General features: G+C 60.7%; 22 protein-coding genes and 1 pseudogene. 9 read left to right on the top strand and 14 right to left on the bottom strand.

Annotated elements, in window-relative coordinates; translation table 11 throughout:
* Positions 1 to 69 precede the first annotated feature (69 nt).
* The 4 genes from N005_RS08005 to N005_RS07990 form a co-directional block, all read right to left on the bottom strand.
* Positions 70 to 696: an antibiotic biosynthesis monooxygenase gene (locus N005_RS08005; RefSeq protein ID WP_047700689.1), complete on the bottom strand. Its 627-nt coding sequence runs from the start codon at positions 694 to 696 to the stop codon at positions 70 to 72.
* Entirely contained in the window at positions 689 to 1,102 is a 414-nt protein-coding gene (locus tag N005_RS08000; RefSeq protein ID WP_047700688.1) for a DoxX family protein, read from the bottom strand. The genes N005_RS08005 and N005_RS08000 overlap by 8 nt, the downstream gene beginning before the upstream one ends.
* A complete protein-coding gene (locus tag N005_RS07995; RefSeq protein WP_047700687.1) occupies positions 1,099 to 2,046 on the bottom strand; it encodes a LysR substrate-binding domain-containing protein in 948 nt (315 codons plus the stop codon). The genes N005_RS08000 and N005_RS07995 overlap by 4 nt, the downstream gene beginning before the upstream one ends.
* A 131-nt stretch (positions 2,047 to 2,177) precedes the next feature.
* Positions 2,178 to 2,999 (bottom strand): alpha/beta fold hydrolase, encoded by an 822-nt coding sequence (locus N005_RS07990; protein WP_041024343.1) that lies wholly within the window; start codon positions 2,997 to 2,999, stop codon positions 2,178 to 2,180.
* A 220-nt stretch (positions 3,000 to 3,219) separates the two neighbouring features.
* Here N005_RS07990 and N005_RS07985 point away from each other — a divergent pair, with 220 nt between their 5' ends.
* Positions 3,220 to 6,024: an ATP-binding protein gene (locus N005_RS07985; protein ID WP_047700686.1), complete on the top strand. Its 2,805-nt coding sequence runs from the start codon at positions 3,220 to 3,222 to the stop codon at positions 6,022 to 6,024.
* Here N005_RS07985 and N005_RS07980 read toward each other — a convergent pair.
* Entirely contained in the window at positions 5,971 to 7,434 is a 1,464-nt protein-coding gene (locus N005_RS07980; RefSeq protein ID WP_047700685.1) for an ATP-binding protein, read from the bottom strand. The genes N005_RS07985 and N005_RS07980 overlap by 54 nt on opposite strands.
* Positions 7,435 to 7,617: 183 nt before the next feature.
* Positions 7,618 to 8,568, bottom strand: a complete 951-nt coding sequence (locus tag N005_RS07975; RefSeq protein ID WP_047700684.1) for a GlxA family transcriptional regulator — start codon at positions 8,566 to 8,568, stop codon at positions 7,618 to 7,620.
* 294 nt (positions 8,569 to 8,862) lie between these two features.
* Between N005_RS07975 and N005_RS07970 the strand changes: the two genes are divergently transcribed.
* From N005_RS07970 to N005_RS07960, 3 genes are all read left to right on the top strand, one after another.
* Positions 8,863 to 9,585 carry a pirin family protein gene (locus N005_RS07970; RefSeq protein ID WP_047700683.1) on the top strand — a complete coding sequence of 241 codons (723 nt, stop codon included), beginning with the start codon at positions 8,863 to 8,865 and terminating at the stop codon, positions 9,583 to 9,585.
* Positions 9,586 to 9,911: 326 nt separating this feature from the next.
* Positions 9,912 to 10,313, top strand: a complete 402-nt coding sequence (locus N005_RS07965) for a hypothetical protein (protein WP_047700682.1) — start codon at positions 9,912 to 9,914, stop codon at positions 10,311 to 10,313.
* 201 nt (positions 10,314 to 10,514) lie between these two features.
* The gene (locus N005_RS07960; protein ID WP_047700681.1) at positions 10,515 to 10,721 is read left to right on the top strand and encodes a hypothetical protein; all 207 of its coding nucleotides are present in this window, start codon (positions 10,515 to 10,517) and stop codon (positions 10,719 to 10,721) included.
* Between the two features lie 64 nt (positions 10,722 to 10,785).
* Here N005_RS07960 and N005_RS07955 read toward each other — a convergent pair whose 3' ends face one another.
* Positions 10,786 to 11,826 carry a GlxA family transcriptional regulator gene (locus N005_RS07955; protein ID WP_047700680.1) on the bottom strand — a complete coding sequence of 347 codons (1,041 nt, stop codon included), beginning with the start codon at positions 11,824 to 11,826 and terminating at the stop codon, positions 10,786 to 10,788.
* A gap of 260 nt (positions 11,827 to 12,086) precedes the next feature.
* Here N005_RS07955 and N005_RS29950 point away from each other — a divergent pair.
* A pseudogene (locus N005_RS29950) lies at positions 12,087 to 13,169 on the top strand (cache domain-containing protein); the annotation flags it as partial.
* Between the two features lie 6 nt (positions 13,170 to 13,175).
* Entirely contained in the window at positions 13,176 to 14,030 is an 855-nt protein-coding gene (locus N005_RS29945; protein WP_425337466.1) for a methyl-accepting chemotaxis protein, read from the top strand.
* A 153-nt stretch (positions 14,031 to 14,183) separates the two neighbouring features.
* On the opposite strand, the gene N005_RS07945 is transcribed toward N005_RS29945, so the two are convergent.
* Positions 14,184 to 14,789 carry a dimethylsulfonioproprionate lyase family protein gene (locus N005_RS07945; protein ID WP_047700678.1) on the bottom strand — a complete coding sequence of 202 codons (606 nt, stop codon included), beginning with the start codon at positions 14,787 to 14,789 and terminating at the stop codon, positions 14,184 to 14,186.
* A 92-nt stretch (positions 14,790 to 14,881) separates the two neighbouring features.
* Positions 14,882 to 15,784, bottom strand: a complete 903-nt coding sequence (locus tag N005_RS07940) for a glycine betaine ABC transporter substrate-binding protein (protein ID WP_047700677.1) — start codon at positions 15,782 to 15,784, stop codon at positions 14,882 to 14,884.
* 290 nt (positions 15,785 to 16,074) lie between these two features.
* On the opposite strand from N005_RS07940, the gene N005_RS07935 reads away from it, so the two are divergent.
* Positions 16,075 to 18,111, top strand: a complete 2,037-nt coding sequence (locus N005_RS07935) for an NADH:flavin oxidoreductase (protein WP_047700676.1) — start codon at positions 16,075 to 16,077, stop codon at positions 18,109 to 18,111.
* 109 nt (positions 18,112 to 18,220) lie between these two features.
* Here the strand turns inward: N005_RS07935 and N005_RS07930 are convergent, their stop codons facing one another.
* Together N005_RS07930 and N005_RS07925 are read right to left on the bottom strand one after the other, a co-directional pair.
* On the bottom strand, positions 18,221 to 19,006 hold the full coding sequence (locus N005_RS07930) for a pyrroline-5-carboxylate reductase family protein (protein WP_047701025.1): 786 nt from the start codon (positions 19,004 to 19,006) through the stop codon (positions 18,221 to 18,223).
* Positions 18,996 to 19,703 (bottom strand): TetR/AcrR family transcriptional regulator, encoded by a 708-nt coding sequence (locus N005_RS07925; protein ID WP_047700675.1) that lies wholly within the window; start codon positions 19,701 to 19,703, stop codon positions 18,996 to 18,998. Before N005_RS07925 ends, N005_RS07930 begins: the two co-directional genes overlap by 11 nt.
* A 167-nt stretch (positions 19,704 to 19,870) precedes the next feature.
* On the opposite strand from N005_RS07925, the gene N005_RS07920 reads away from it, so the two are divergent.
* The gene (locus N005_RS07920) at positions 19,871 to 20,533 is read left to right on the top strand and encodes a class I SAM-dependent methyltransferase (RefSeq protein ID WP_047700674.1); all 663 of its coding nucleotides are present in this window, start codon (positions 19,871 to 19,873) and stop codon (positions 20,531 to 20,533) included.
* Positions 20,534 to 20,551: 18 nt separating this feature from the next.
* Here N005_RS07920 and N005_RS07915 read toward each other — a convergent pair whose 3' ends face one another.
* On the bottom strand, positions 20,552 to 20,890 hold the full coding sequence (locus N005_RS07915; protein WP_047700673.1) for a hypothetical protein: 339 nt from the start codon (positions 20,888 to 20,890) through the stop codon (positions 20,552 to 20,554).
* Positions 20,891 to 21,064: 174 nt separating this feature from the next.
* On the opposite strand from N005_RS07915, the gene N005_RS07910 reads away from it, so the two are divergent.
* Entirely contained in the window at positions 21,065 to 21,511 is a 447-nt protein-coding gene (locus tag N005_RS07910; protein WP_047700672.1) for a hypothetical protein, read from the top strand.
* Positions 21,512 to 21,930: 419 nt separating this feature from the next.
* Here N005_RS07910 and N005_RS07905 read toward each other — a convergent pair whose 3' ends face one another.
* Positions 21,931 to 22,572, bottom strand: a complete 642-nt coding sequence (locus N005_RS07905; RefSeq protein WP_144402641.1) for a DUF4276 family protein — start codon at positions 22,570 to 22,572, stop codon at positions 21,931 to 21,933.
* Positions 22,569 to 23,738: an AAA family ATPase gene (locus N005_RS07900; RefSeq protein WP_047700671.1), complete on the bottom strand. Its 1,170-nt coding sequence runs from the start codon at positions 23,736 to 23,738 to the stop codon at positions 22,569 to 22,571. Before N005_RS07900 ends, N005_RS07905 begins: the two co-directional genes overlap by 4 nt.
* Between the last annotated feature and the right edge of the window lie 120 nt (positions 23,739 to 23,858).

Here is a 23,858-nt window from a genome sequence, read left to right as displayed (position 1 = left end):
GGCCGCTTCGCGCGGGTCGCCCTCGTTCCTCCCTCGCCACACAAGCCTTCCTTGCCACAACGGTGTCAGCTAAGACTCCAGATGCTCATGCGCCTTCGAGGCCTCCATCCAGGGCGCGAACAAACGGGTCGCCAGCGGCATGCACACGTAGCAGACCGAGAGCACGATGGTCAGGGTGATCAGGAACGTGGCGACGACGTAGTTGGATAGAAAAGCGTTGAGCTGCAGCACCGGGCCCCAGATCAGCGGCACCAGCAAGGTGTGCGGCAGGATCACCAGCAACGTCACCACGGCCTGCTTCCAGCGCGGTGGCGGTGTAGCGGCATCCGCCAGCGGGGTGAACCAGAACTCCTTGTGGGAGGCGACTTCGGTCTGGTCGCCGTCGGCCAGCAACGGCGCGGCCTCCTCCACCAGTTCGCGGCGCTCAGGCGAATCGAGCCAGCGCTGCAGGGCCTCGGTGGAAAGGAAGCGCAGCACGCAAGTGAACAGCGATAACCCACCCTGCTTGCCCCGCACCACATCCACCCCCAGGTGGCCCGGCCAACGGCCGGCCACGGTCACGATGCGTCGCAACCAGGCCTCATAGGCCGCGTCCTGGCCGGCCTTGATCCGGTGTTTGACGATCAGCGTGACGATTTCGTCGGAGCCGGGTGAGGCAGTGCCCGTTGTGGACTCTATAGCTTGAGATTCAGACATGGCGTAACACTCCGGTAAAACGCGCATTCAGCGCCAGGCGACCCGGCCCGGCGATGAACACGCAGGTAAAGATGATCAGCAGCAGCCAGCCGAACTGCCCTTCTTCGAGGCTCCATTGCGGGTGGACTACCCACAGTGCAACGGCCAACAGGAACAGGATGGGCAGGCACGCCAGGCGCACCAGGACACCGGCCGCGATCAGCAACGGGCACAGCACTTCGGCGAAGATCGCCAACATCAGGGTGAGGCTCGCCCCGAGGTGAAACGGGTCTTCGATGCGGGTGAGTTCGTCGCTGTAGTGCAGCCACTTCGGCAACCCGTGGACCCACAGCAGAAACAGCGCGCCACTGAGGCGCAGGAACAGCAGTCCCCAATCCTGCAGGGTACGTTCGTCGGCGGCGTTCATCGGTGTGCTCCGTCCGGATCCGCGTAGGCGGCGGCCGGCAATGGTTGGGACATGTGGGTGGCAATGCGCGAGCGCAGCCAGCGCTCCGCCGGGTCGTTGTCATGCACGCCGCTCCAGACCATCGACAGCTCGGCCGCGTTGATCTCGAACGGCGGGTCCTCGGCCCGCAACGCGCAGCCTTCCACCAGCGCGCAGGCCGCGTAGTCGGGCACGGTGGCGATCAGTTCGGTGCCGGCCAACAAGGCCCGCAAGCCACTGAACTGCGGGACGCCCAGCACCACCTTGCGGGTCCGGCCAATGCGCGCCAGGTCCAGGTCGATGTTGCCGCTCAGGTCGCCCGAGAACGACACCATGGCGTGGGGTCGCGCGCAGTACTCGTCCAGGGTCAGCGGGCCCGGACGCTTGTCGCCGCGCAAAACCTTGCAAGGGATGTCGCGCAATTTCTTGCGCTTGGCGTTGGCCGGCAGATCAGTGGTGTAGCTGACGCCGACGCTGATTTCCCCGCTGCCCAGCAACGACGACATCAACAGGTAGTTGGCCCGGCGCACCACCACGATGATGCCCGGCGCCTCTTCCCGCAGTTGGCTCAGCAAGGGCGGAAACAGGCCGAACTCGGCGTCGTCCGACAGGCCGATGCGAAACACGTCGCAACTGGTGGACGGATCGAACGCCTTGGCCCGGCTGACCGCGCCGGAAATCGTGTCCATGGCCGGTTGCAGCTCCCGCAGGATCGCCATGGCCCGCGGCGTCGGTTCCATGCCGCGACCGTGGCGGATCAGCAGCGGGTCATCGAACAGATCCCGCAGCCGCCCCAGCGCCGCGCTCACGGCAGGCTGGCCCATGAACAGCTTTTCCGCGACGCGGGTCAGGTTCTTCTCGAACATCAACGCCTCGAAGATCACCAGCAGGTTCATGTCGAGACGGCGTAAGTCGTTGCGATTCATCGGTTAGAGTCCTATGGAATGCCGATCCTGTGGGAGCGAGCCTGCTCGCGAAGCGTCGACACATCCGACATCGTCACAAGCTGACCCACCGCTATCGCGAGCAGGCTCGCTCCCACAGGTTCTCTGCTCGATCAGCCGCGGATGAACGCCAGCAGATCCGCGTTCAGTCGATCCTTGTGGGTATCGGTCAGGCCATGGGGCGCGCCGGGGTAGACCAGCAGTTGCGAGTGCTTGAGCAGCTTGGCGGCTGCGATGCCGGCGGCTTCGATGGGGACCACCTGGTCGTCATCGCCATGGACCACGAGGGTCGGCACGTCGATGTTGCGCAAGTCTTCGGAAAGATCGGTCTCCGAGAACGCCTTGATGCAGTCGTACGTGTTCTTGTGGCCGGCGAGCATGCCTTGCATCCAGAACCAGTCGATCATGCCTTGGGACACCTTGGCGCCCGGACGGTTGGCGCCGAAGAACGCGCTGGCCACATCCTTGTATAGCTGAGAACGGTCGACCAGGGAGGCCTGGCGGAAACCGTCGAACACTTCGATGGGCAGGCCACCCGGATTGGCCGGGGTCCTGAGCATCAGTGGCGTCACCGCCGAGATCAGCCCGAGCTTGGCGACGCGGGCGGCACCATGCCGGCCGATATAGCGCGCCACCTCACCACCGCCGGTGGAAAAACCGAGCAACACCGCGTCCTTCAGGTCCAGCCGCTCGATCAACTCGGCCAGGTCATCGGCGTAGGTGTTCATGTCATTGCCATCCCAAGGCTGGCTGGAACGCCCATGCCCACGGCGGTCGTGAGCGATCACCCGGTAACCGTTGGACGCCAGGAACATCATCTGCGCTTCCCAACTGTCCGAGTTCAACGGCCAGCCATGGCTGAAGACAACCGGCTGACCACTGCCCCAATCCTTGTAATAGATCTCGGTGCCGTCGCGGGTGATGAAGGTGCTCATGACATGACTTCCTTGAGAGGGATGGAGGTCTCCATGGTCCGGTCAGAGGGGGTGTATGCGTGAGTTAAACGTTGTTAATTTTTTCGGATTGGTGTGTTGGAACCGAGACTGTGCTGCTTTTGTGGCGAGGCATGAAGGCTCTAAACCGTTGCACCTGAAGCCAAACCTGAGGAACATACTCGGATATGCCTCCTGCATCAGACCAGACGTTGAGAACACAATGAGCCACCCCTCTGCCTTGCCCGTCGAACAGACGGTGCATTTCGGCCCTTACCACGTCCATCCCCGCCAGCGCCTGGTGCTGGAGGGCGGGCAACCGTTGCGCCTGGGGCGGCGGGCGGTGGAGATCCTGCTGGTGCTGCTCGAACACGCCGGCGAGGTGGTGAGCAAGCAACAACTGATCGCCCGTGTCTGGCCCAGGAGTGTCGTGGAAGACACCAACCTGCGGGTGCACGTCGCGGCACTGCGCAAAGCGTTGGGGGATGGTCAGGCCGGGCAGCGTTACATCGTCACCGTGGCGCAGCGCGGCTACAGTTTTGTCGCGCCGGTGTCGACCGAGCCCCTCGTCCCCATGGCGAATATCGCGCCTGCGTCACTGGCCCACAACCTGCCGCCGCGTCGTAACCGGATGATCGGACGCCAGGCGGTGGTGGAAAACCTGGTGGACCACCTGCCGCGCAAGCGCTTCATTACCCTGGTCGGAACCGGCGGCATCGGCAAGACCACCGTGGCCCTGCGGGTCGCCGAGCGGCTGATCGATCATTACCGCGACGGCACTTATCTGCTGGACCTGTCCTTGCTCAACGATCCGGCCATGATCGCCCCGGACCTGTGCGCGCTGCTGGATCTGCCGCAGCCGGACAGCGACCCGCCGGCGACCATCGCCCGCCAGCTCAAGGACCGGCATCTGTTGCTGGTGATCGATAACTGCGAACATCTGATCGACGCCGTTGCCCAGCTCTGCGAAACCCTCCTGCGCGGCGCCCCGCACCTGCATATCCTGGCGACCAGCCGTGAAGGCCTGCGAGCCGAGGGCGAACACGTCCAGCACCTGGATGCCCTGGCCTTTCCACCCCGGGAGACACCCATCGAAGGTTACCCGGCCCTCGAATACCCGGCCCTGCAACTGTTCGCCGAGCGGGCCATGGCCAGCCATGACGACTTCGAGCTGACCGACCGCGAGGTGCCCCTGGTGGCGGACATCTGCCGGCGACTGGACGGAATTCCCCTGGCCATCGAACTGGCCGCCGCACAAGTGGGCCGCTTCGGGCTGGAGGCGCTTCACCGGCAACTGCAAGACAGCGTCGCCCTGCTCCACAACGACGGCGACGTTGCGCCGCGCCAGCAGACCCTGCGCGCCACGCTGGATTGGAGCTTCGCACTGCTCACCGTGTGCGAGCAGATCTGCCTGCGACGGCTGTCGATGTTCATGGGCAGCTTCAACCTGGCATCGGCCGCCGCGGTGATCATCGGCCCCCATGTCGCGCCCGACCAGGTGCTGGTGTCGATCAGCCAATTGGTCGCCAAATCCCTGCTCAACGTCGAGGTCGGCGATGAAGAGGTGCGCTATCGCCTGTTGGATACCACCCGCAGCTACGCCCTGGAGAAACTGCATGAAGCAGGCGAACTGGCAGCCAGCCAGGAACGCCATGCCGAGCGCTGCCTGGCCCTGATGGAGCAAGCCGAGCAGGATTGGGAAAACACCGCCACGCCAGTGTGGATCGCACGTTACGCGGCCTATCGCGATGATATCCGTGCCGCCCTCGACCGGGGATTGGCCCCGAAGGGCGCTCATCAAGTGGCCATCCGCTTGACCGCGAGCACCCTGCCCCTCTGGCAAGAGCTGTCGTTGCTCAAGGAGCATGGGCTTTACGTCAACAAGGCGCTGCAACTGCTGCGGGCCACTCCGTCGCCATGCCCCAGGCTGAGCCTCGCCCTGGAGTTGGCCCATGCCACTTTCAATTACCACACCGAGGGCGGTACGCCGGCCACGGTTCAAGCCTTCGTCACCGCCCGGCAGTTGGCGCAACAGTGCCAGAACCGCGCCGGCGAGCTCCGGGCGGTGTCGGGACACATGGCGGTCAACCTCAGTTGCGGCCATTACCAGCAGGCACTGGAACAGAGCCAGGACTTCGACCGCCTGGGCACCCAGGGCGACCCGCTGCTGTCCTTGAGCGCCCAACGCTTGCGGGTGCTGGCGCTGCATTTTGCCGGCGACCAGGGTGCCGCCCGACAAGACGCCGAGCAGGTCATCCAGCGCCTGGCCCAAAGCGGCCATCTCAGCCGTTTCACCCACGGTTTCGGCGTGCAATACGACCAGAGCGTCGCATCGCTGACCATACTGGCGCGCATACTCTGGCTGCAAGGCTTGGCCGAAAAAGCCCGGCGGGCCGCCAGTCTCGCCCTGCAAATTGCTTTGCAGATCAACCACGGCACCTCGATCTGCTACACCCTGGCGCTGGCCGGTTGCGTGATTGCGCGCTACAACGGCGATCATTCAGTTGCGACGGAAAGGCTCGCCATGTTGCGGTACCAGGCCAAGAAGCATTCGGTGATGCTGTTTCATGACTGGGCCCGCCACTATGCCGGTGCATTCGATGACGCGCCCCTCGAGGCGAATCCGGTCAACGGGCTGATCGAGGACATTGTCGTGACCCTGCGGGCCGATCAGGTCAGCCCCGGGCAACTCGCCCGCGCCCGCAGCGGGGCGGCGGGCTGGTGCACGGCCGAGATCCTGCGGGCCGAGGCGCTGGCCTTGCTGGCACGCAACGACCCCGCCCTTGACCACAGCGCCGAGGAACAATTGGTGACAGCCTTGGACGTGGCCCGCCGTCAGGGTGCCCTGGCCTGGGAACTGCGCAGTGCAATGGCCCTGGCGCGACTATGGCAACGCCAGGGCCGGATACAGCCCGCGCAGCAATTACTCGAGCCGATCTATCGACGCTTCACCGAAGGCTTCGATACCCCGGACCTAGTGGAGGCCGACGCGCTGCTCCACAGCCTGTCTCGGCAGTGCGGGGCTTGAATGAACAGGCTTCCATGCGCCCTGCAGCACATAACGCCGATGATACAAATGCCATTGACCACTGCGCCGCAGTTTTTCCTCGGCATAGGCACGCGTGGTGTTGAGCCAGTGGAAACGCACGCCACTGGCGCATTCTTCGACCCTCAACAGGGACTGGTTGGCCAGCCGTGACAGTAGCCAGGGCAACTGCCCGACACCCAGTTCGGGACAACTGATCACGGCAATGGCCGCCTTGGCAGTAAAAGGCCGGTCGAACACCGCGAGGCGCTGGAATACCCTCTGCTCCGGCGCACTCAAACGCTCGAAACTCCAGTCCAGCAAGGCTTCCAGGCTCCGGTGACGAGGCACGGCCGTGCGCCGGCCAAAGCTCAGGAGCGATAGCCCGAACTCCAGTTGCTCCAGCACCCCAGCCACACCCAGGGCACTGACTTGGGCTGCCGCCAGTTCAAGGGCCAGCGGCAACCCGTCCAGGCGCTGACAGATCTGCGCCATCGCCACCAGGTCGCGGTCGCTGGGCTTGAAACCTTGCTGCCGGGCGCCAACCCGTTCCTTCAGCAATTGCACCGCCGGACACGCCAGCAATTGCTGCTCGGGCTCAAGGGGCGACGCCACCGTCAGGCCCGGCAGTTGCACGATATGTTCGTCGGTGAGACTCAGTGGTTCACGACTACTCAGCAACAGCGACACGCCCGCTGTCGACGCCCGCAACGCCAGCGCCAGTTCACGACAGGCCTCGAGCTGGCGCTCGCAGCCGTCGAGCACCAGCAGCATCCGGCGACGTTCGAGTTGCTCGTTCAGGGTGTCGGGCTCCAGGCCCAGCGTGCAAGCAATCCGTGCCCGTACCTGGCAAGGCTCGGTGGTGGCCGCCAGGTCGACGAACCACGCACCGTCGTCAAAGTGCTCCAGCAACAGCTCCGCGACCCGCAGCACCACGGTGGACTTGCCGACGCCGCCCGGGCCGGTCACCGTGGTCAGGCGCTGGCGCGGCACCTCGGCCAGCAACCGGCCCAGCACTTTATCGCGGCCGATCACCGGGCTCAGCCGTGCAGGCAGGTTGTGTTTTTCGCGGATGGACGAAGCCAGCGGCGCGGCAAAGCAATAGCCCCGCCGCGGATCGTTGAGGATGTACCGGCATCCGTCCCGCCCCTCACCGAACGCCCGCCGCAATGCCGCAATGTGCACCCGCAGGTTGATGTCTTCCACGACACTGTCCGGCCAGACCTCGGCTATCAGCGCTTGCTTGCTGATAAAGCTGCCGGCGTGATCCACCAGTACCTGGAGAACGTCCAGCGCCCGTCCGCCCAAGGTGAGAGGTTCGCCGTTTCGGGTGACCAACCGCTGCTGCCGGTAGAAGGCAAACGGACCAAAGCCCACCGCCATTTCGGTATCGGGTTTGATGAAACTGTTCATGCTGATTCAGCGCCGAAGAACCGGTATGGGCATAGCGCGTCGCGGTCATCGGACGCGTCTGCCCCGGCTCTCTTGCATCCTTTCCAGAGGGTTCGCCGTTATCTTGGCAGCCCGCGACCGGAGAACAATGCTGGCACAGGGTGCATGACGGACATCACGGTGCCCTGGACGGACACCGGAGGCTCAACTGAACTGCTGGCGATACTGCACGGGGGTCAGGCCGAGTTTTTCACTGAACAGGGAGCGCATGTGCCGGACGCTGCCGAACCCACTGCGAAACGCCACGGTCTTGAGGGGCAGGTCCGTGCTTTCGAGCAATTGGCGGGCCCGGTCGATCCGCGCACCTTGCAGGAATTCCATCGGCGTCATCGTCACTTCGCGGGCGAACATCCGCGCAAAATGCCGCGGGCTCATGGAGGCCAGCGTCGCCATGCGCTCGACGGTGAAAGGCTCTTCCAGGTGCTCCATCACATAATGCTGCACCCGGGTGATGGCCGACTCCTGGGCCGCCACCGCCGCCACCAGAGGACTGAACTGGGCTTGCCCGCCCTGGCGCTTCATGACCACCAGCAAAACCTTGGCCACGTCCAGCGCCACTTTGCGGCCGTGGTCCTGAGCGACGATGGCCAATGCCAGGTCGATGCCGGCGGTGACGCCGCCGGACGTGAACAGGCGCCGGTCCTGCAGGAAGATCTTGTCGGTTTCCACCAGCGCCTTGGGGAAGCGCCGGATCAGGCGATCGGTGTAATGCCAGTGCGTGGTGACGCGGTAGCCGTCGAGCAATCCCGCCTCACCCAATACAAAGGCCCCGGTGCAGATGGAGCCGTAGCGCGTGGCCCGTTGCGTCGCGGCGCGCAGCCAGGTGTGCAACCCCGGATGCCGATCGTTGTAGGCCCCCGGCCCGCCCGGCACCAGCAATACATCATAAGCGGCCCAGGCCTGGTCGATGTGCATGTCGGCTTGTACCGCCACACCGTTGGACGCACGCAACGCCCCGCGTTCAGTGCCCAGGGTCAGCAATTGGTAGCGTTGGTCCGGCTCAAGATAGCGATTGGCGATGGAGAACACCTCCATCGGCCCGGCCATGTCGAGTAGCAAAAAGTCCGGGAACAGCACCATTGCAATGGTTTTCATCAATTAACACGCCAAAAAATCCAGAGGAACGCAGCAAGCCCGCCTGATAAAACCTGTGGGAGCGAGCCTGGCGAGCCTGCTCGCGCTCGCTCCCACAGGATCCGATGTGGCCTCAGGCGCAACTTCGACATTATGGCAACGGGATGCATTGGCCGGTAGGTTTCGTTTATTGTCCACCCATAGGCGACAGTCTTTCGTTTTCAAGCTACTTATTGAGCCTTTCGATAACCATTAACCTTCTTCTGTCCCCGGCGAACGGCCAAAGCCGTCGCCCACTGAACCAGGAGAACTACCATGCTGACCCTTCGCAAAGCTGCGGACCGCGGAATCGCCCGTCACGGCTGGCTGACCTCGTTCCACACCTTTTCCTTCGCCAACTACCGTGACCTCAATCAACAAGGCTTTTCCGACCTGCTGGTCATCAACGACGACCGGGTCGCCGCCGCCAAGGGTTTCGGCCAGCACCCCCACCGGGACATGGAGATTTTCTCCTACGTGCTCGAAGGCGCGCTGGAACATAAAGACACCCTGGGCACGGGCTCGGTCATTCGCCCAGGCGACGTGCAACTGATGAGTGCCGGCAGTGGCGTGGCCCACAGCGAGTTCAACCACAGCGCAGACGAGCCGGTGCACTTCCTGCAGATCTGGATCGTGCCGAATGTCAGCGGTGCCAGGCCACGCTACCAGCAGGAGCATTTCAGCACCGGGCAGAAACGCGGCCGCCTGCAATTGATCATCTCCCCGGACGGCGCCGACGGCTCCCTCGAGGTACGCCAGGATGCACGGGTCTACGCCGGACTGTTCGACGGCAGCGAAAGCGCCACCCTGACATTGGCGCCTGAACGTTATGCCTACGTGCATGTCGCCCGAGGCAATGTCGAACTCAATGGCGTGTCGTTACAGGAAGGTGACGGCGTGCGAGTGCGGGAAGAACAGGTACTGACGTTGAGCAAAGGCCAGGATGCCGAGGTGCTGGTGTTCGACCTGCAACCCAGGGAGTTGCCACAAATGCCATGATTTCCCGCGGGGTCACCCGCGGTTCTCTCCATACCTGAGGCTTGGCTGCCGGCGCCAGCCGGCTCGCTTTCAACAACGACCAAGCCTCAGGTTTTCATCCCCACTGCCGATAGACCTTTTGTGGACAGTCAACCTCGAGAAACGACGGTAACGTAGGACTTTTCCGCCAAACAAGGCTAAGCTCTGAAAGTTCCGACACGCTTGGTTTACCCGACCAACGGTCGAACGCGTCATCTTTGTGTAATGTTGACTCGATGTTACAAGCCAAGCACAATGATCTCACTTGGCCACTAACCTCCCTGGCTTGCTTATTCATGGAAGAAAGCATGAAAACGGTTATTTCTCTCGTTGCTCTTTGCGTAGCGTGTCATGCGACAGCGGACGTGCAAAAAATACAGTACGGCTACGATGATTCAGACGCCGAGTATTCCCTGGTTTCGTTTGCCGAAAGCGGTTCTGCCATTCAGGCCATCGTACAAAGGGAAGGTACTTATTTCACCAGCTATACCAAGGTGGAACTCGATTGTGCCAATCGCAGTGTTCGCCACATGGGGATGTACAACAGCCTGGAAGGTTTGGAAAAAGCCCAATTCGACCAGATGCAAGGGCGAATCGTTGAAGGTTCCATTGCCGATGAAGTGGGCAAGGTCTTATGCAAAGGCACGACCATGACCGCCTCGCAAACCGACAACGTGCCTGCCGAAGAACAACTGGACGATAGAACCTGATCCGATGCCGCGTCACCCTTCGCCTTCGGGCGAATGTCACTGCTGAGTGAAGTTCTCGGACACGGAATGTCTGCTGGTGGATGACGAAGCCTTGCGGCGCTCGCCTCCCCTGCTGAACCCCTTTATTTCTGCGCAGACAGAAAAAGGTACCTGACCGACAACCTGAAGTACCCGCCCTTGACCGGCGGGTGGAAGACACTTATGCACGCAAGAAAGATATTCGAATTTCTGATGACGCTGTTGGCTTTCGTCCTAGTTACGCTGCTTTGGTTTGTCTATGCGGTTCCCGGCATGATCGACTACGACTCCGACCTCACATTGATAGTCGCTGCCGCCGGCTCGATTATCTGGCTATGCGCGACAGGCTGCATCGTCCTGTATATGGTCCAGAAAACGCGCAATAGCTGAGCACAAAGATCGGGCTCGCGCTACCCGATAAGCGCGAGCCTGGTGTAAGCCCTCCAGAGAGCACTTATCCTGACGTTTGTTTTCGCCCAAACGACGAACGATAGCTGCCTGGCGGAACGCCGAAGAAATCCCGGAAACGCCGCTGGAAATGCGGGGAGCTGACGAAGCCCGTCGCCACGGCAACTTCTGTCATCGATCGATTGGTCTGCTGGATGAGCTGGCGCGCCCGGGTCAGGCGCAACTCCAGGTAGTAACGCGTCGGGGTCGCCCCGAGAAAACTGCAGAAGCGTCGCTCCAGCTGGCGCTTGGAAATCTTGACGCAGGCCGCCAACTCATCGATGGTCAACGGCTCTTCGATGTTCTGCCACATCAATTCCAGCGCCAGCTTGAGGCTTTCCGGCAGCCGCGGGTCCGTCTCGACGAAGACCGGCGGCAAATCCGAGGCGTCGCCCGATTCGTCACACCGCAGGATTTCCTCGATGGCCCCCACCAGGGCCTCTCCTCCCGTCTGGCGGATCAGCTGGAGCATCATCCGCAGCGAACTGTTCGCCCCGGCACAACTGACCCGTCCACGATCGACGACATAGGCCCGGCTCGACACCTTCACATGGGGGAAGACCTCCATCATCATCGCACGGCTTTCCGGGTGGACGGCGCATTCGAATCCATCCAGCAGGCCGGCATCGGCGACGAAGAATACGCCATTCCACAGCCCGCCCATTATCGCCCCGTATGCCGCATTGGCGCGTAGCTTGCGCCGCAGCAGGGGCACACCTTGCAGCTTCACGCGAAAGCCGCCGGCGACGATGAGCACGTCTTGGTTTTCCGGTAATTGCGCCAGCTCGATGTCGGTGGAAATGACAATACCCAGGTCACTCGTTACCTGATTCCCCGACACCCCTACCGTCAGGATCTCGTAGAGGGGCATGTCACACATCAGGTTGGCCGTCACCAGGGCGTCCACCGCACCGGTGAAGGACATCATCGAGAAATTGTCCATCAACACGAACGCGACACGGGTCGGCGCCTGATCAACCCCCGGCGAACCGAGTGGCCGATAAGCCATGTTCTTGTTTTTAAGTACGCTCTCGAATGCACTTGGCATAGGGCCTCTTCCTGAAGACGATCAGACTGGCGTCACTCTCGCATCTCGGACAAAGGGCCATGGTATGGGGAACGTCGCTATCGTGTGGATTAGCGACGCGGATGCCCATCGACGCCCTTTAAATACCCGCCGCTCTAAAGTCTGTACGCCTTTAGTCGATAGACTGAAAGTAGACATGGGCGCTTTCCCTTCCAGCACTCGTAACGCGCACTGCCATTGTTTCCGCCGACCCAACACTTATAAAACCCGCGGGAGAAGTCATGAATATCAAACAGAAGCTGACATGGGCGTTCGCGACCATCGCCTGCCTTCCGGTCATCCTGGTGGCAGTGCTCGTCGTGCTGAACCTGCGCGACGCGGCGAAAACCAACTTCCTCGACAGCAGCAGCCGGGAAATCCGCCAGATCGACAATGGCATGAAAACCTTCTTCGACGGCATCAGCCAGAACGTCGAACAATTCGCCAAGGATCCGCGCATCATCGCCGCCAAGGGCCTGAAGAATTACTCCGGCGCCGACGCCGCGAACATTCCTCTTACTGACACCAACAAAGAGCTGTTGGCGATTTTCGACGGTTTTGCCAAGACCCATCCGACCACGGCCTATCTGTCCGTGGCGCAGACTGATGGCGGCTACGCCAGTTGGCCCGACGACGCCAAGCTGTCGAACTACGACCCGCGCGTGCGTCCCTGGTACAAAACCGCCATGGCTTCGCCGGGGACCATCGGCCGTACCGACGCCTATTATTGGGCACCGGATGACGTGACCCTGATCTGCACCGTACACACCGTCGCTGATGCCAGCGGCAAGGTCATCGGCGTTGTCGGCCTGGATGTGTCGCTCAATCAACTGACCGCCTTGGTCAAACAACTCAAGCTGGGCGAAAGCGGCTACCTGATGCTGATCGAGGGGAACGGCAACGTCCTGGTCGACGCCAGCGATGCCAAGCACAACTTCAAGCCCCTTGCCGACCTTGGCCCCAACTATGCCGCGCTGGCCAAGAGCAGCGATGGCATGACCCAGGTCGAGATCGATGGCGTGTCCTACATGGTCAACATCGTGACCTCCAAGAGCCTGGGCTGGCGCTTCATCGGCCTGATCAAGAGCGACGAAGTCATGGCTGGCGCCTCCAGCCTGACCTGGTTGATCGCCATTATCGCTGCGGTGCTGGCAGGGATTTTCGCCGTGGTCGGCGCAAGTTTTGCCAGCGTCATCGTGCGACCGATTCGCGGCGTTGCAAACGGCTTGCAGGAAATCGCTGAAGGCGAAGGCGACCTCACCCGTCAACTCTCGGTACAAGGCAAGGACGAAACCGCCACCCTGGCAAGCTGGTTCAACCAGTTCCTGGGCATGATCGCGCAGTTGGTACAGCGAATCGGCAGTGCCTCCTCCGACTTGCAAAGTGCGGCGGCCGACACCAGCGAAGTCGCCACCAACATGAACGAAGCCGCCGGCCGCCAGCGCCAGGCGGTGGAACTGGTCAGTACCGCGTTCAATGAAATGGTCGCCACCGCCAACGAAGTGGCCCGCTCCTGCAGCCAGGCCGCCTCCAGCGCGGACACCGGCTACCGTGACGTGCACGACGGCCAGCATCACATCGGTGAAGCCACCGGCAGCGTGCTGAAACTGAGCGAAGACCTGCAGCAGTCGACCCAGACCATGCAGGCGCTCGAACAGGACAGCAAGAACATCAACACCATCCTCGACACCATCCGCTCGATTGCCGAGGTCTGGTTGGACGACCGGCTCAACGCCGCCATCGAAGCCGCGCGCGCCGGCGACCAAGGCCGTGGATTCGCCGTCGTGGCGGATGAAGTGCGGGCCCTGGCGCGGCGCACCGCCGATTCCACCGGCGAGATCGACAGCCTGCTCGGTAACCTGGCCCGCCGCACCCAGGAAGTGACCCAACAGATGCAGAGCAGCCTGCAAGTGTCGCAAACCAGCGTGGAACGCATCCAGCAGGCCCGCGACAGCTTCGACAAGATCCGCAACTCGGTGGACTCGATCCGCGACCAGAACACTCAGATCGCCACTGCGGCCGAGGAACAGCACCAGGTGGCCGAAGACATCAACCGGCACATCGCGCAGATCCATGCCGATGCGCAGTTGGTCGAGGAATTTGCCCACTCGGCACAGACCGGCTCGGGCCGCCTGACGGACATTTCCGGTCAACTGAGGGGCTTGGTCGGACGCTTCAAGTTCTAAACAAGATTGCCTGAAGGAGCCAGGGACGGCTCAAAGGTCAAACTTATTGCAACGCCCCCCACTCACTCATGGCAACTCCAGCCAAACGGGCACGGACGATGGCTGAGAGCTTCCCCCCATCTGCGACTGCCCCGCCTCTTCTGCAGCGGGGCATTAATGAATCAGCCCCCAAAGCGCCAGGAGCGGCACGTTCGCCGACCTCATGGCATGGATGCACGATGGGGGATTGAACACGACGCCGCCTGCTCCGGGACTCCACCAGCCGACGTCCTCCCGGTACCAATCGCCTGGCGAAAGTACGAGGTAGAACTCGGCTGGTGGATGCTGATGAAAGGGATAGCAGGTCTCCGGTGCCATGAGCGCCAACCCCAAGGTCAGAGAGGGACATTCAAACAATCCCACCGGGCCGGTGATCATTCCATGACGGTGTCTCTGTACGAACGAATCGTCCTGGCCCGCCTGAGCCTGGCGCTTGATCCAGGCGACATGGGGCAACAGGAATCTTAAAGCCCCCACCACACCGTCCAGATGTTCGTGGGTCCTTGGTGCTGCATCGACTGCCCGGGACAGATCGGGCAGCAGGCACTTCGGCAGCGCATCCGGGGCATCCGACGGGGGCTTAAACGTCCATTGAGCCGCGCCTATGGAAGCGGCACAGGCCTGGGCACCAGGACACGCACTGTCCGACAGGACCTTATGCAGCGATCGCTGGAGCAACTGCGCGCTGCCCATCAAATCCACACTCAACGGTAAAGCCATCGTTCCATTCCCTCCTGAGCCCGGCTCCGAGGTGGATTCAAAGCGGCTCACTCAGATTTCGACCTTCTGGAAGCCCTGGAGGACAGCCACAGTCATGGCTGAACGGTTGTCGCGGAGGCCGCTTGATTGCCAAACATGGCCTCGAAGCGCGGCTTGTTGGCAGCATAGTATTCGGCCACCACTTTGTCGGCAGAACTGTCACGAGCGGTCGCCATCAACTTCTCAAGATCGGCCTGAGGAATCTTGAAGTTGGCGAAGAACCGGGCCACATCGGGATGTTCGGCACTGAACCCTTGGCGGGCAACCGCGTGGATCTGCTCGGCCCCACCGAAAATCTGCTTCGGGTCATCCAGGTAGCGCAGCGACCACTTGGAGAACATCCAGTGTGGGCTCCAGGCATTGATCAACGACCATTTGTCACGCTTGAGATTACGATCCAGCTCACTCAGCATGCCGGACTCCGAAGAGGCGACCATCTTGTAGCCATCGAGCTTGTACTCCTTGATGGCTTTCTCCGTGAGTTTGTACTGACCATTACCGACTTCGGAGGTGAGGATCTTGCCGCCGAGTTTTTCCCGCACTTCGGGCTTGTTGAGGTCTTCGACACTGGCGATCTCAGTGGTCGGAATGGACGTCGGCACCGCCATGCCGATTCGCCCTTCGTACAGTGAGCCGAGGTCTTCAAGCTTGTCTTTGTACTTGTCATAAAAAGACTTGTGGGTGCTCGGCAGCCAGACCATCGGAATCAGGTCGATACTGCCGTTCGCCAACGCCTGGAACTGGATGCCGATATCGGCCAGGACCAATTTGACCGGCTGTTTCAGATGGTCTCGCAGCGCCGTGTCCGCCAGCTTTACAGCGATTTCCGTATCCGACCAGTTCACCCATCCAATCCGGATAGGCGTGGGTTCCTCGGCTTGGGCCATCAGGCAACTGGAGGCCATCGCCAGGCCGGCGAGCCAACCGATACTCGTTTTGCTGAACAACGTCATCATGATGCATCTCCGCGTCTGTATTAATAGTTATTGGCAGGGCAGCAGAAAGACTAATGCGCCCTCATGAAGCGCAGTGGGCCTGCGCCTCCGAGGGAACACTTGGATCTGGTTATGCAAATGACTCGCGCATTCAGGTCGTTCCACCTGGTTGCGAACCGATACTAATCCCGGTTTTTTTGCCACGCAAGAAGAAATGTACACATGTGTCACACTACATTGACATCCATGAACATTGAACATACGGTTATGTCAAAACCCAGCCTGATGTTCTGTTCCCGGAGCGCAACACCATGTCCAGCGATCCCTTGCTGCAGCCCTATAAGATCAAGCACCTGACTCTCAAGAACCGGATCATGACCACCTCCCATGAACCGGCCTACCCTGTCGACGGCATGCCGAAAGAACTGTATCGGGCGTACCACGTAGAACGGGCAAAGGCCGGCGTGGCGCTGACCATGACCGCCGGCTCCGCCGCGGTTTCCCGCGACAGCCCGCCGGTGTTCAACAACGTGCTGGCGTACAAGGACGAAGTGGTCAAATGGATGAAGGACCTGACCGACGAATGCCACGAACACGGCGCGGCGGTGATGATCCAGCTGACCCACCTGGGACGGCGTACGCGCTGGGACAAGGCTGACTGGCTACCCGTGGTCTCGCCTTCACATCGTCGGGAAGCGTCGCACCGCTCTTTTCCGAAAAAACTGGAAGACTGGGACATCGATCGCATCATCAAGGACTATGTGGACGCCGCCGAACGGATGAAGGCCGCCGGGCTGGATGGCTTGGAACTGCAAGCCTACGGGCACCTCATGGACCAGTTCTGGTCGCCGCTGACCAATGACCTTGACGGCCCCTACGGCGGTTCGCTGGAAAACCGGTTGCGCTTTACCTTCGACGTCCTGCGCGGCATCCGCCAGCGCTGCGGCGAGGATTTCCTGCTGGGGGTGCGCTACACCGGCGATGAAGACTTGCCCGGCGGTTTCGGTGCGAGCGACGGCATCCGGATCTCGCACATGCTCAAGGACAGCGGCCTGGTCGACTTCCTCAACGTCGTTCGCGGCCACATCGACACCGATGCCGGCCTCACCGACGTGATTCCGATCCAAGGCATGCGCAACTCCCCGCACCTGGATTTTGCCGGCGAGATCCGCTCGGCCACTGGCTTCCCTACTTTCCATGCCGCGAAGATTCCCGACGTTGCCACGGCACGCCATGCCATCGCCTCGGGCAAGGTGGACATGATCGGCATGACCCGGGCGCACATGACCGACCCGCACATCGTGCGCAAGATCATCGAGAAGCGCGAAGAAGAAATCCGTCCCTGCGTAGGCGCCAACTACTGCCTGGACCGTATCTATCAGGGCGGCGCCGCATACTGCATCCACAACGCCGCCACTGGGCGTGAAACCACCATGCCCCACGAGATCTCCAAGGCGCCGCTCAAGCGCAAAGTGGTGGTGATCGGCACCGGTCCGGCGGGCCTGGAAGCAGCGCGGGTCGCCGGCGAACGCGGCCACGACGTCACGGTGTTTGAAGTCGCCGATCAACCTGGCGGTCAGATCCGTCTGACGGCGCAGAGCGAGCGGCGGCGCGAGATGATCAGCATCATCGACTGGCGCATGGCGCAATGCGAACGGCTGGGCGTGAAGTTCCGTTTCAACACCTGGGCCGAGGCCGAGACAGTGCTGGCGGAAAACCCGGACGTGGTCATCGTCGCCACCGGCGGCTTGCCGCACACCGAAGTGCTCGAACGCGGCAATGAACTGGTGGTGTCGACCTGGGACATCATTTCCGGCGACGTCAAGCCCGGCCAGAACGTGCTGATCTTTGACGACGCGGGCGACCACGCGGCGCTACAAGCGGCCGAAGTCATCGCCCACAGCGGGGCGAAACTGGAGATCGTCACACCGGACCGCTCGTTCGCGCCCGAGGTGATGGCGATGAACCTGGTGCCCTACATGCGCAGCCTGCAAGACCTCAACGTCACCTTTACCGTTACCTATCGGGTCGACTCGGTGGAGAAACGCGATGGGCAACTGGTGGCGAACTTCGGCAGCGATTATGGCCAGGTGCACAAACAGCGGGTGGTCGATCAAGTGGTGGTCAATCACGGCACCCTGCCCCTCGACGATCTGTACTTCGAGCTGCGTCCCCATTCGCGCAACAACGGTGCGGTGGAACAGCAGGATCTGATCGCCGGGAAAACCCAGAACATCGTGACCAACCCCGAGGGCCGTTTCCAATTGTTCCGGATTGGCGACGCGGTGTCGGCGCGTAATACCCATGCCGCCATCTACGATGCGCTGCGGTTGCTCAAGGACATTTGAGGTCATGCCCCCTGGCGTCAAGCACTAGGGGCCTGCTGCGCAGTCCAGCGGGAGCAAGCTCCCTCGCCACGAAAAGCGGTTTTGTGGCGAGGGACCTGGAATAGCCCCATCAGGCATGCAGCCCTTTTCGGGCAACCGCAGCGCCGGCTTGCAATGCCCGGCCGACGTGCTCCTCGAAGCGACTGTCGATCATTGATTGCAACGCTGCGGCCGTGACGCCTCGATAGGCGACCAAGGCGTCGATCATCTCCAGCGCATCGTGGCTTTGCAGAAGCTGACTGCTGTTGACCACGACGTTCCTTGCAGCCAATTGCGCAATATCGGCAGGCAGGCCGGCGGCCACCGCCTGGTTGGTCAGCGCCGTCATCAGCAAGGCCGGCAAGGCAGGACCGGTGCCCGACAGCGCAGACAGGTAGTCGATGAAGCCTTCTTCCCGGACCTCAACCGCGGTGCCCACCGATTCGAACAGCCGCTGCATCAGCTCCTTCGTCGCCTCACTCACCTCCCCCCAGCAAAACCAAGGCGTAAAGGATTGCCGGATTTCCACTGCCGCGTTGGGCATCGCCCGCACGATTGTCGAAGCCGAGGTCTGCGCGGCAATCGCCTGCGCCGTGATTCCGGCCATCAGGGAAACGACGGTCTTGCCCGTCGCGTCGATGTCCAGGCCGGCGAAATGCTCGGGGCGTACCGCGATGATGACCACGTCGCTGCGCGTCACCAGCGCCTGGTTGTCCGTAGCCAGGCAAACGCCTTGCCGGGCCAACGGGTGGCTACCGGAGCGGTTGGAAATGACCAGGTTGCCCGCCGGCACCAGCGCCTGCTCCAGCAACGCCTTGGCGATTGCCCCGCCCAACCAGCCGGTGCCACCGATGATCCCCAGGGTCTCATTGATCATCGCCAGCGCCTTCATCGAACGTGTCCGTCAAGGGAACGAAAATCCCAGGTTCTTTTTCGGCATAGCCAAACTTTCCATAGAAGCGATCCAGCTCGCGTTGCTTGGGAACCTTGCCGGTAAAAATGCTGACGTAATGAGGAATACGCTGGAAACGCGTGGTGATCAGCTCACTGGTGTTCATGCTGATATAGCCGATCTGGGTCAGGTAAATCGTACGGGCGCGGGTATCGGCGCCCTGGCTGTCATAGCCAAACCGCTTGAACATGCTCGCCAGGGCGCTGATCCGCTGTTCGTCCACGGTAGCGACCTCCTGGGCCACCTCAGCCGACTGCAGCGCCCAACTGCGCACGGCGAACTCGAATTGCGAATCGAACAATTGCGGGTTGAGCCAACACTCGAACACATTCAGGATCGCTTCGGAAATACTCTCCGCATAGCTTTCGCTCTGTCGGATCAAGCCCCCGGTGTTGGTCTCCCGCCAGCGGGAAAGCAAGGCAGCCAGCAACTGCTCACGATCCTCGAAAAACCAGTAGAAACTGGTTCGCGACAAACCGAGGCGCTTGGCGAGCGGCATGACCCGGACCGCATCGATACCCGACTCCTTCAAGGCATCGTAGGCAGCCTCCAGCCAGCCCTCCGGCGAACCGCGCCAACCGCTGTCCTGGGCTTTGCCACGGGCCTTCCCCAATTGGGACATCTCGCTCACCTTATTCAAAAAACGTGAGTTGAATGTACCCTGCCCCCCGAAGAATGTACACCGGAGTACATTTTGTCGACTCGACGCTCGAAGTGAAGCCGAACCCAGGATAAAGCGACTGGAAAACGTATTCTATTCTTGTATTCAGGCCCCCACCGGACACTGACATGCCCACCCACGAATCAGAGCTTCTTCAAAGCTGGCACCACAACGCCCAGGCCTGGATCGATGCCGTCCGCGCCGGCGCCATCGAAAGCCGGCGCGAAGTCACCGACCAGGCCATCCTGCTGGCAATACTTGGTCGCCAACCCGAGCGCGTGCTCGACCTGGGCTGCGGTGAAGGTTGGTTATTGCGTGCTCTGGCTGGACGGGGTATCGAGGCCGTTGGGGTGGATGGCGATGCCACGCTGGTGGAGTCCGCACGGGCGGCCGGCTCTTCACCCGTGCATCTGGCCAGCTATGAAGCGCTGGTGCAGGCGAAGGTGGATGTCGGCAGCGACTACGACCTGATCTGCGCCAACTTCGCCCTGTTGCACCAGGACATCATCCCTCTGCTCGTCGCCCTGAAGGCCCTGCTCGCCCCTGGCGGCGCCCTGGTGATCCAGACCCTGCATCCATGGGTCGCCGCAGCGGGCGACTATCAGGATGGCTGGCGGCAGGAACGCTTTGAAGGCTTCAACGGGCAGTGGCAACCGATGCCGTGGTACCTGCGCACCCTGCCCAGCTGGTTCAATGCCCTGGACATGGCCGGCTTTCGGCTGACGGGCCTGCAGGAACCGCAACACCCTCAGCGTGCGGTGCCGCAGTCATTGTTGCTGGTGGCTGAATGAGGGCCCCGATGCGCCGAATTACTCCGGCGCATAATCCTTGCACATACCCTGCGCTGTGCCGGCCAATGGCGAGTTGACGAGGTTATTCGCCATGCTCATCACTTGAAACTTATAAGCCGGATCGGACTTTATCTTCCTGACTTCCGCCTTGGTCGCCTCGTCGATCCTGGGATCGGCGGCCATGGCATTCTCCACGTCACCGTTGAGACCAGGGTTGGTTTTGTTGCACACCTGTTCCATGGCAACCAAGGCGACCAGTCCCTGATGCTTTTCATCCTGCTGATTCGCGAAAACGCCGCCAGCAAACCCGAAACCTGCCAGGCACAGTGAAAGTGTGGACATCCTTAACAACGACATTCAAACGCTCCTTGATCGTAGAACCCAGGCCATCTGTCGGCCAAAACGTGCGCACTTTATCATCACGCCGTTTGGCGAACATCCCTCGTCCCGCAGAGGCACGAGCAGTGTGCAAAGTGACAACGCGCATTGTATAAAACGGGTCCACAAGACCATGGAAGGACGATTATCTTGATGAACACTGCAAACTCACTGACGCCATCACCCAGCCCAGGCACGCCCTGGCTGACAACTGCGATAGCGCTTGGAACCTTCATCGTAGGCATCGGCACCACCTTTGTGGTGGGGGGCATGAATTTTGGACAACAAAAAAACGCGCTGGAGAACCAGACAACGCGTAACCAGGAACTGCAAAAGCAGAACGATGAGCTCGCTGCCTTGCTTCAGAAATGGAGAGAAGCCGTGGCGCAACGAGACGAGCTGCTTGCATCGACCCAGTCCAGACTGGCGGCCATGCAGAATGACCAATGCGAAGCCATACGGAGTGAAATCGACGATCTGGAAAACAGTCTCAGCTGGGCCGACAACAACCACATGTCGGAACTGAGGCGTTCGGAAATCAACCGCCTGATAACGCAGCATCAACAGTCGTTGCAAAGTTGCTTTGCCGCAAGGCGATAGCGACGTCAGGGGTCACGGCAGAATTTCGAATCAGAATCGCCTGTTCAGGCAAGCTCTGCCGTACCACAACTCAAACGTTTGAAGATGAACATACGTTCATCCCAATCATGGCCAAACATGTCTACCCTGCGGGTTACAACATAGTGACTACAGGCGTACCCACCATGTTCTCGCACGAAAGCACCCCATTGATCCTGATGTTCGTCATATTGCTGTTGTGCTTGCTTTTAGCCGTTCTACGCCCGGTTCACGCTTTCTTTGGCTGGGTTCGGAGGTGCAAGGCAAGATCAGCCATCGAGATCTCGGAGAAGGTGGATTCGCGTTGAATTGTTTAGAAAAGCCCGGCAGAGCCAAGGCCTTTACTGTCCCCTTTGCGATAGGGCTTACACCAGTTCGTCCAAAGATGTTCGAATGCATACTCACATACGTAGTTCAAGAGTCTCAACAAATCGTTTGGCCCAGGGGGACGCCTCACTCACCTTGCCTGGGTCAATAAGCCCCAGCAATTTGAAAGAATGTTCCCCCTTACCATACTGACTCTTGGACTTGCAGCCTCGGGTAGCCTTGGCAAAAGCATCATATACCTGTGCCTTGGGCACACGCTCAATGGGGTTTCCAAGCGCCGGCAATTGTCCTTCCTGGAAGCCCTGGCCGAAAAAATCCTTGAGCACTCGCCGATCCGCCAACAACCAGCTTTCCATGCACTGAACCATCAAGTGGCACTGCCAATCCTCAGAGCCCACAGGTTTTTTCCAGCCATCGCCCTTGCGTTGCTGCAAATGTTGCCATGGCAGCCACCGGGCCCGATCGATAGACTGCAAGGCATCTCCTGGCTGACTTAACTCGGACAACGGTGCTTCGCTATCGACCAACAGCATGGCCGGCTCCTGATTACGCATCGCCGTACAAAAGGAGTCGAAGGCATCGTTACGACTACCGCAGGCCACTATTCTAGGCATACGGCCTTTGAAACCGGCCTTTTCAAGAAACTTCGAAAAACCTTCACGACAAGCCGTTTTCAGCGAAGCAGCATCCCCTCCTCCTTCTACATAGAGTTTCACCAGCGCGTTCCTCCAATCTCCCCCCGCGTCCACAACTGTCCGAGCCTGTACTTCTCCAGCCAAGGCTTCAGTTTTTCGGCGTTCAGTCGCGTCAGCGTCGTACCAACGTCTGTTTTGTCCGCTACCAGGACGGACTCAGGCTGGTCGCTCATAGCATCTATCAACACATCAGAATGTGTAGTCACAATAAGCTGGGTACGTGTAGCCGCGTCCTTCAGCAGTTGTGCCAACGTCGGCAGAATATCGGGATGTAGCCCCAGCTCAGGTTCCTCGATGCAAATCAACGGTGGCGGATTGGGATGACACAGCACGGCCAGCAGGCATAAATAACGCAAAGTACCGTCAGACAACCGGGTCGCCGGTATCGTATATCCACCCTCGTGGAAAAATACCTGTACCGTGCCACCTTCGATCTGCACGTCGTAGTCATCGATGCCGCTATAGAGCACCTGCAAGGCCGTCAGCAGACGCTGCTTGACAGCAGGGTCACGGCGCAGCCGGTTGAGCACGAGTCCCAGGTTGCTGGAGTCCGACTCCAACACGTCGTTGGGAAGGTCCGCTTTTTGCGGTAACCGAGGGGCCGTATAGCGGCCAAAACTCCATTCCCTGTAAAGCCGAATCTTGCCTAACGTCTGTCCTAAATAAGTGACTTCCGGGTACTGATCTGGATCGCGACGCTGAGACAGTATCGACTTTTCCAGATCGACATCTTCCTGCCTTAAAGAACGAGCCCCTCCGCCCTTCAGGTTAAGTACCGGTCGGCCTTTGTTGAAATGGTAAAAAAAGTACGGCTGAGGATGCTTGGGGCCATCTGGCGCCTCGTTTTCGACCCGCTCATCCGCGATCTCGAAACGCTGTCCAACCTCAGTAAAAGCCAAGTGATAACGCAGATTTTGCGGTCCCTTGGGGTGCGTAAGCAGAACATCCAGCGACGCTGTTGGCGTACCCTTCGCACCTTTCCATAGCCAATCACGAACTCCGCCACCCTCGCGAATAGGCTTTAGCAACTGCTCCGGTGCACTGCGCAACAGCTCAATAGACTCCAGCAGATTGGACTTTCCCGATCCGTTCGGCCCGATAATGACATTCAACGGCCCTAGGGGAATGGTGGCTGATGAAGCACCAAAGCTCAGAAAGTTCGTCAATTGAATGGACTGGATCAGCATCGCATCTGCTCCTTGGTTAAGACCTGATTAGTCTCCCATTGCCCCCATCATAGAGGGAGCGTTTCAGGATATCTAAACAAACCGGCTTCCTGCGGACATGAAAAAGCCCAACCGTTAATG

Source organism: Pseudomonas mediterranea CFBP 5447 (assembly GCF_000774145.1).
Classification (GTDB): domain Bacteria; phylum Pseudomonadota; class Gammaproteobacteria; order Pseudomonadales; family Pseudomonadaceae; genus Aquipseudomonas; species Aquipseudomonas mediterranea.
This window is presented reverse-complemented; position numbering and strand designations above follow the sequence as displayed.